The organism is Candidatus Allofontibacter sp. (assembly GCF_038145245.1).
In the GTDB taxonomy this organism is placed as follows: domain Bacteria; phylum Pseudomonadota; class Alphaproteobacteria; order Pelagibacterales; family Pelagibacteraceae; genus Fontibacterium.
Window position 1 is genome coordinate 1 of record NZ_JAYQPI010000035.1, and the last position, 7888, is coordinate 7888.

General features: G+C 32.0%; 9 protein-coding genes and 1 pseudogene. 1 reads left to right on the forward strand and 9 read right to left on the reverse strand.

Annotated features, from left to right (window positions below; translation table 11 throughout):
• From AC8IGH_RS04555 to aroA, 9 genes and pseudogenes are all read right to left on the reverse strand, one after another.
• Positions 1 to 173 (reverse strand): annotated as a pseudogene (locus tag AC8IGH_RS04555) (acetyl-CoA carboxylase carboxyl transferase subunit beta); the annotation flags it as partial.
• Positions 170 to 973, reverse strand: coding sequence for a tryptophan synthase subunit alpha (trpA, locus tag AC8IGH_RS04560; protein WP_507419532.1), 804 nt, complete (start codon positions 971 to 973; stop codon positions 170 to 172). The gene trpA and the pseudogene AC8IGH_RS04555, both read right to left, overlap by 4 nt.
• Complete coding sequence (locus AC8IGH_RS04565) at positions 966 to 2204, reverse strand: tryptophan synthase subunit beta (RefSeq protein WP_507419533.1); 1239 nt, start codon at positions 2202 to 2204, stop codon at positions 966 to 968. The genes trpA and AC8IGH_RS04565 overlap by 8 nt, the downstream gene beginning before the upstream one ends.
• Positions 2201 to 2809 (reverse strand): phosphoribosylanthranilate isomerase, encoded by a 609-nt coding sequence (locus AC8IGH_RS04570; protein ID WP_507419534.1) that lies wholly within the window; start codon positions 2807 to 2809, stop codon positions 2201 to 2203. Before AC8IGH_RS04570 ends, AC8IGH_RS04565 begins: the two co-directional genes overlap by 4 nt.
• A complete protein-coding gene (gene pyrF, locus AC8IGH_RS04575; RefSeq protein WP_507419535.1) occupies positions 2810 to 3496 on the reverse strand; it encodes an orotidine-5'-phosphate decarboxylase in 687 nt (228 codons plus the stop codon).
• Positions 3496 to 3831: an HU family DNA-binding protein gene (locus AC8IGH_RS04580; RefSeq protein ID WP_507419536.1), complete on the reverse strand. Its 336-nt coding sequence runs from the start codon at positions 3829 to 3831 to the stop codon at positions 3496 to 3498. The genes pyrF and AC8IGH_RS04580 overlap by 1 nt, the downstream gene beginning before the upstream one ends.
• 57 nt (positions 3832 to 3888) lie before the next feature.
• On the reverse strand, positions 3889 to 5619 hold the full coding sequence (locus tag AC8IGH_RS04585; RefSeq protein WP_507419537.1) for a S1 RNA-binding domain-containing protein: 1731 nt from the start codon (positions 5617 to 5619) through the stop codon (positions 3889 to 3891).
• Positions 5594 to 6280, reverse strand: coding sequence for a (d)CMP kinase (gene cmk / locus AC8IGH_RS04590; RefSeq protein WP_507419538.1), 687 nt, complete (start codon positions 6278 to 6280; stop codon positions 5594 to 5596). The genes AC8IGH_RS04585 and cmk overlap by 26 nt, the downstream gene beginning before the upstream one ends.
• A complete protein-coding gene (gene aroA, locus AC8IGH_RS04595; RefSeq protein ID WP_507419539.1) occupies positions 6277 to 7575 on the reverse strand; it encodes a 3-phosphoshikimate 1-carboxyvinyltransferase in 1299 nt (432 codons plus the stop codon). Before aroA ends, cmk begins: the two co-directional genes overlap by 4 nt.
• A gap of 92 nt (positions 7576 to 7667) precedes the next feature.
• Between aroA and AC8IGH_RS04600 the strand changes: the two genes are divergently transcribed.
• Positions 7668 to 7888 (forward strand): TIGR02300 family protein (locus AC8IGH_RS04600; RefSeq protein WP_507419540.1); only part of this gene is annotated, 221 nt, incomplete at its 3' end.

Consider the following 7888-nt stretch of genomic DNA (forward strand, 5'->3'; position numbering starts at 1 on the left):
TGATGTTTGTTACATTTAGTACAAACGTATAAATTTTCCTTTAAGTCTTGTTTGAAGAGCACGGCGCCGCAAGAACAATTTTCCCATAGCTTTCCTTCAGGCCCAATCTTTACACGAAATAGATTCTTAATTTTGGGTTTAATTCGTTTAAACTTATCTGTAATCCAGTTCATTGTATTTTAGATTTTAATGATTTTACTATTTTATGAAGAGTTTTTACAGGGCTCTTATGAGCTAGAAGTGAGTCAGTAATTCCTTTACATAATTGACTACCCACCACTAAACCATCCGCTGCTTTTAAAGACTTAATCGTTTTTTCTGTGATACCAAAACCAATGACGATGTTTTTTTCTTTGTTAATTCTTTTTATTTTAAAATAATTATTTAATATTTTTTTTGGAGTTACTTTTAATTTTCCACCCGTCGTTGATAACATAGAAATATAATAAATCATGTCATGTGAGTTCTTTATAATTTGTTTCATACGCTCATCTGAGGTTGTTGGCGCAATAAGTTGGACGAAACTAATGTGATGTTTTTTACATAGTTGTGCAAAATCCTTATTTTCTGGAAAAGGAAGATCCACCACAATAAGCCCATCTACATTGGTTTTTTTGCATTTTTTCAAGAATTTATTAACACCATATTGAAGGATTTGATTGTAGTAGCCCATCAGGATAGTTGGTTTTGCAAATTCAGTTTTTTTAAAACTTTTAACGATTTCAAATACATCATTAATTTTAATCCCATTCTTCAGTGCACGATAAGAGCTGTTTTGAATTTGTTTTCCATCTGCAACGGGCGTGTTGTGAGGCATTCCAATTTCGCAAATATCGACGTGGGGTGAAATTGATTTTAAAATATCTAAAGTCATTTTCTTATTATTGTCTCCTGCAACAATATAAGTCAGTAGCGCTGGTCTTTTCTCTAATTTGCAATTTTCAAATGCAAGAGTGATATTTTCATTAATCATGATTTTTACCAAGTCGCTTTGTTAAAATTAATTCATCTTTTTTTGCATCTCCGCAGGCATTCACTACAATGATCGTGTCTTCGCTTAATTTTGGCGCAATTCTAATAGCCTCAGCAAAAGCATGCGATGGTTCAAGGGAAGGTCTAATTTTTTCCATACTCGAAACTAATTGATAGGCAGCTAATGCTTCTTCATCTGAAGCAGAAGTATAACGTGCTCGTTTTGCATCTTTTAAAAAGCAATGCAAAGGTGAAACGCCAGGATAATCTAATCCTGCACTGATAGATCGTGTTTCGCTAATTTGCCCTTCCTTATCTTGCACCACATATTGTGCAGCGCCGTGCAAAATTCCAATTTTAGATTTATTTGTTAGTGGGGCAGCATGCAGTCTGCTGTTATTAGGTCCGCCTGCTTCTACACCAATAAATTCTACCTGATTTTTATTGTAATCCATAAATGAATTCCAAAAACCAATTGCAGAGGATCCACCACCAACACAATTAATTAATTTTAATTTCTTTGGAATCTTTCCAAATTCTTTTTTTATTTGAACAATAAGTTCCCTTGAAATTTGTGCAGTACTCCATGCACAAATTTTAACGAATATATTAGGTCCCACCGTTGAACCAACACACATATGAGTGGTGTCACAATTTGAAACCCAGTAACGCATGCATTCTGAAACGGCATCGACAAGTGTTTTGCTTCCAGAATCCACAGGCACAATCTCTGCACCGTTAGCACGGATTGCATCGCAATTAGGTTTTTGTCTTGCCATATCTTTGGTACCCATAAATATTTTGCATTTTAGTCCAAATTTTTTAGCAGCCATGGAAAGCATCTTGCCAGCATAACCAGCACCGGTATCACCAATAATATATTTTTTTCCTGCATGTTTGCAGATAAGCGCATGTACAATTGCATTATAAATTTTGTGAGCGCCTCCATTTGCTTCGCTTACAACTTTTGCATAAATTTGTGCGCCGCCTAATTGATGAGATAAGTTGTAAAGTTTAATAAAAGAAGTAGGGGTGCCGACGTAGTTTTTAAAGTAATAATCGCGTTCTTTAATAAATCTTTTATCTCTTCTAAGTTTATTAAAAAGTTTTGTAAGATCTTCGATGGGTTTTTTAAGGGTTTCAGGAACAAAGTTACCACCAAATTTTCCAGCATATAAATAGTTTTTATCGTGCTGATCGATGATGGGCTTTCCTTTTTGTATTCTAATCATGATTTAACTTTGTCTAAAAATTCTATAATTTTTTCATTACTTTTAACACCAACGCTACTTTCTACCCCTGCAGACACATCTATGCCAGTGGGATTGTACTTTAAAATTTCATCAACATTATTAATATTTATTGAGCCAGCAATTAAATAAGGTTTTTTAATTTTGAGTTTTGAGAGAATTTGCCAATCAAATTTTGCACTTTTTTCCATGGCTGGACTGTCAAAGATGAGCATATCTACCTCATTTTCAAAATGAGAAAATGTTCTGGCGCTTACTTCATCAGTCACACGAATAGCTTTAATTATTTTTTTATTAAATATTTTTTTTAATTCTTTAATTCGATTTACATCTTCATCACCATGTAATTGAAAGTAATCAAAGGAGTCTTTAATTTTTTCAATAAATTCATTATTTGCATTCACTAGTACCGCAACTCGTTTTACATTTTGTGGAATATTCTTAGTAAGAATCTTGGCCTGATCAGGGGTTAAGTTTCTTGGTGATTTTGCATAAAATACAAAACCTAAATAATCGACTTTATGTTTAATAGCAGTTTGAATGGTTGTGGCATTGGTCATGCCGCAAATCTTAACTTGTGGGTGCATTTAAATTAAAGCGTTTAAAACTTTTTTGATATTTGTTTTAGGATTTCCTTTAGTAATGTCTCTACCAATGACTAGATGGGTTGCGCCTAGCTTTAATGCATTTCTTGGAGACATCACTCTTTTTTGATCTTGAACTTTGTTTGATATTCTTATTCCAGGTACTACGATTTCAAAATTCTTTGAAACTTTTTTAACTTTTTTTATCTCATGGGCTGAACAAACGATACCGTGAATTTTTGCAAGTTTTGCGGTATGTGCAAGTTTTTGTACTTGAGATTCTACATTTGTCTTTGACCCCATTTGTTTTAGATCTTTATTAGTAAGTGAAGTTAAAATAGTTACTGCTAATATTTTTAATTTTTTATTGGTTTCAGATTGAGCTTTCTTTGCAGCCTTCATCATCTCAAGACCACCGCTAGCATGTATAGTTAGATAATCAGGACTGATATCTTTTAAACTTTTAATTGCTTTATAAACGGTATTTGGAATATCTTTTAATTTTAGATCGAGAAATATTTTTACGTTTTTATTTTTAAATTTTTTAATAGCTTCCCGTCCTCCTTTGGAGCAAAAAAACTCAAGGCCAAATTTTGCACCATAAATATATTTGTTAGTGGCATTAACTATTTGAGTTGCACGTTTAATATTGTTGGTGTCGACTGCAACAAAGATGGGTTGTTTTCTCATTAATCTTTTCTATCGTACATCTTCTCGATTTTTTTATCTATTTCTTCAGGAGATGTATTTAAGTTAATCCTAAACTTTAAATCCTTTGCCATTCTAAATGCGATATTTTTTTTGATGCCTACTTGAACCTTTTCGCCTGTTCTTGGATTTCTAGCTAATCTTGGTTTTCTGATTTTAACATGCCAGGTACCAATGCCTCTAATTTCTATTCTTTGATCTTGAGCTAATGCACTTCCTAAATGTTTAAATACTAGCTCCACCATTTTTTCCACTTGAGCATGATTTAAATATTTGTATCGGATGGCTAGATCTTGAATGAGGGTAGATCTTTTCATTAACCCTAGTTTTATGGGTAAGTGATTGAACTTACAATCTTTTTATAGTTGTGGAGATTACTCTTCTTTTTTATCTTTTTTTGACTTTTTAGGCTTTTTCTCAGCACTAAGAGCAGGACCTAAAATGTCAGCAAGCGCTGCACCAGAGTCCACGTTTTTGTATTTAGCGATTGTCTCTTTTTGTTGTTTTTCTTCTAATTTTTTAACTGATAATTCAACTTTTCTCTCTTTTTCATCTAAGTGAACAATCATTGCATCTAACGCATCACCCACTGCAAATCTATTTGTTCTTTGATCTGCTTTCTCAACTGCAATTTCAGCTTTTTTAATAATAACCGGGAAACGTTTTTCACCGACATTTACTCTAATGTAATTGTCTAAAATTTCAGCAACTTTAGCAGTCACGATATCGCCTTTTTTCTTATCTTTAAATATATCAAACGGATCTTCCAGAAGAGCTCTTACGGATCCATTTACTTTGTCATCTTTGATATCGATGATTTTAAATTTTACTGTGTCGCCTTTTTTATAATTATTTAAAGCTTCTGAACTTTCAGAATAATCTAATTGTTTGTAGTGAATAAAAATATCAATTTCAGTATCGCCTGTATTTACAAAAAGACCAAAATCTTTTTTGTTTACGATTTTAGCGTCTACAATAGTGTTAATTGGGTAACGTTTTTTGAAATCTTCAATTGGGTTTTCTTGTGTATCTTTATAAGAAAGAACTAATTTTTTCTTTTCTATATCTAATTCTTTTAATTTTACTTTAACAACATCACCCACTTTAAATACGGTTCTAGGGTTTACGTTCTTATTTAAATGTTTAATTTCAGAAGTATGAATTAATCCTGCAATACCTGCGTCTAATTCCGCGAATGCACCAAAGTCCGTAAGCTTAGAAATTTTAACTTCATAGACTTCGCCTACTTTATATTTATTCTCAACACCAATATATGGATCTGGTGTCATTGCTTTAATTGAAAGTGACATTCTTTTTTGTGTATTATCAATTTCAATAATTTGTGCAGTGACTTCCTCACCTATTGAGAAAATTTCTTCAGGGGATGAAACTCTAAGATGAGAAATTTCAGAGGTGTGAAGTAGACAATCTAATGACTCAACAGATACGAAAGCACCATAAGATTGAATCGCTTTAATTTTTCCTTTAACAACATCACCAACTTTAAATTTAGCAAGAACTTCATCTTTGCTCATATTTTTAGATTCTTCTAATAGAACTCTTCGTGATGCGATCACGTTCATTCTTATGTTGTCGATTTTAATAATTAAAAATTCTAAAGGTTTATTAATAAAGTCATTTGGATTTCTGATTGGAGCATCTGCAAGTTGTGAAGAGGGTACGAATGCTTGAATTCCAAATATCTCGCAAGCAAATCCACCTTTAACGCTGCTCTTAATTGTTCCAGTTACTTTAGTTTGATCATCAAATGCTTTTTGAATTCTATTCCAAGATTTAACACGTTTTGCTTTTTCACGAGATAAAATAACTTCACCATGTTTTGATTCTAAACGCTCAATAAATACTTCAAGTTCATCTCCAACTTTTAAAGTTTCAAGCTCTTCACTAGTAAGCTCACTCTTATTAATTACACCTTCAGATTTTAGACCAACATCGATTAAAATAATTTTTTCTTCAATGCGTGATACGATCCCGTTCACTAATGAACTCTCTGCTGTAACTCTTTTTTCTAGATCTTGTTGAAGTAAACTTGCGAATTCGTTGCTCGATGAGTCTTGATTATAGGCTTTTATGTTTTGTTGCATTCAGTCGTTTAATTTCATTCCTTATCACTTTGTCTATTTCGACAAAGGCGGCTTTTGTATTATAAAAAGAACTATCTAGCAATACAGCATCTTTTGCTGGTTTTAAGCTAGAAATCTTACGATGGGTGTCTTCGTAATCTCTTCTTTTTATGTCGCTTTTAACTTTGTTTAAGGTCGTTTTAATTCCCATTTTTTTATACTCTTTATATCTACGAATTGCTCTCACATTTAAGCTCGCGGTTAGATAAATTTTTACATTCGCATCAGGCATAATGACAGTTCCAATATCTCTTCCATCAAGAACGGATCCTTTAAATTTCTTTGGCGGATTATAAGCAAGATTATGCTGAACTTTTTTTAACATCTGTCTAATTCTTTTCTTTTTTGAGATGATGGATGCAATTTTTGTAACCGGCTCTGATGTTAATCTCTTATCTTTAAGTTTTTTAAGGGTTAATTTTTTTAGAGATTGTCTTAGTTTTGTATAATTGATTTTTTGATTTTTGCTTTGATACACTTGTAAGGCAAAGTATCGGTAAAGTTTTCCAGAATCTAAATGAAGAAGTTTATATTTTTTTGCAATTTGTTTAGCTAAAGTATTTTTACCTGAAGCTGCTGGTCCATCAATTGCAACTCTTAATTTATTTATTTTTTTTTTCAATTTTTTTTAAGCTGGTTAATTGTTTTAGTAAAACTTGGAAAACTAGTTTTTACGTAATCAAAGTCTTTAATTTTAAACGGTTTGTTTAATACTTGTGAAAGAATATAAAATGACATTGCAATTCGATGGTCTCCTTTGGCATCAATTTTAATTTTTTTATTTAATTTAAAATAATTTGTTCCGGTAATTTTAACAGAATTTTTCGTTGAGCTAATTTTAATGCCTAACGGCTTTAGACCATCTTCCATTGATTTAATTCGATCAGACTCTTTTACCCTAAGTTCTTCTATACCTTTAAAATGAGAGGTTCCTTTTGCAAAGCATGCTGCAATGAATAGGATAGGGTATTCATCAATTAATCTTGGTGCCATTTTTTCAAGAACTGTTGTTGCTTTTAAGTTAGAACTTTTTGCTTCAATATCGCCAACTATTTCTCCACAAACAATTTTTTTATTTTTGATTTTAATTTTAGCTTTCATTTTTTTAAGCACATCTAAGATTCCAGTGCGGGTTGGATTTAGTAAAACATTTTTAATTATTACTTTTGAGTTTTTAGAGATAAGCGCAAGGATGATCATAAATGCGGCAGAGGAAATATCTCCTGGAACAGAAATATCTTTTGCATCAATTGGAGTTTTGCCAAAAATTGAAATGATCTTTTTATTCTTAGTTTTTTTAACTTTAATATCAGCGCCTAAATATTTAAGCATGATTTCGGTATGATCACGTGTTTCAAAACGTTCCTCTAATGTTGAAATTCCTTTTGTATTTAATGCAGCTAAACACCAAGCCGATTTTAATTGTGCGCTAGGCACAGTTAATTTTTGATCATTTTGTAATCCAATATAAGAGCCTAAAAATTTAAATGGCATTGTGTTTTTATTTTCTGGTAATGCATTTGCACCAAACTCTCTAAGTAAATTGATTACCCTTGCCATTGGACGTTTTGATAGGGACTTATCGCCTGTAAAATTTATTGTAATTGGATAGGTTGCAAGTAAGCCCATCATTAATCTAGCCGTTGTACCGCTGTTACCGCAATTAATCACACCGTTATATTCTCTAAGTCCACCAACCACTAAACCATATACGTAATAATATTTCCCTTTCTTAATAATACGGACGCCAAATTTTCTAAGTGCATTCATGGTACTGAACACATCTGCAGACTCTAGAAGATTTGTAACTTTTACAATTCCTGTTGCTTGCGAACCGATGATCAGCGCACGATGTGAAATAGATTTATCGCCTGGGATATTGATAGTTCCTACAAATTTTGGCAATTTTTTATTCATTTTGCTGATTTTTTATTAAGTTGATAATTACATTAAACTTTATATACAAGCAAAAATTAATCGATCAAATTTAACTATATTTAGAGGCTACATTGGATAAAAAAAACTGGGGAACTAAAAGACTTTGTGAGTGCGGAAAAAAATTTTACGATTTTAATAAAAATCCAATTATTTGTCCTTGCGGAAAAACTCAAACCTACGAAGATAAATTTGCAAAACTTGCAGCTGTTAAACCTGTAAATTCTAAAAAAGATATTGATCCAGATGCAATAGCGGATGGAGAAGATTTTGTAGCTAAAGAGGATCAAGGTGA

What these genes read in the sequence shown, in the direction of transcription:
- trpA (WP_507419532.1), bottom strand. Translation starts at nt 973, where the DNA reads ATGATTAATGAAAATATCACTCTTGCATTTGAAAATTGCAAATTAGAG.
- AC8IGH_RS04565 (WP_507419533.1), bottom strand. Translation starts at nt 2,204, where the DNA reads ATGATTAGAATACAAAAAGGAAAGCCCATCATCGATCAGCACGATAAA.
- AC8IGH_RS04570 (WP_507419534.1), bottom strand. Translation starts at nt 2,809, where the DNA reads ATGCACCCACAAGTTAAGATTTGCGGCATGACCAATGCCACAACCATT.
- pyrF (WP_507419535.1), bottom strand. Translation starts at nt 3,496, where the DNA reads ATGAGAAAACAACCCATCTTTGTTGCAGTCGACACCAACAATATTAAA.
- AC8IGH_RS04580 (WP_507419536.1), bottom strand. Translation starts at nt 3,831, where the DNA reads ATGAAAAGATCTACCCTCATTCAAGATCTAGCCATCCGATACAAATAT.
- AC8IGH_RS04585 (WP_507419537.1), bottom strand. Translation starts at nt 5,619, where the DNA reads ATGCAACAAAACATAAAAGCCTATAATCAAGACTCATCGAGCAACGAA.
- aroA (WP_507419539.1), bottom strand. Translation starts at nt 7,575, where the DNA reads ATGAATAAAAAATTGCCAAAATTTGTAGGAACTATCAATATCCCAGGC.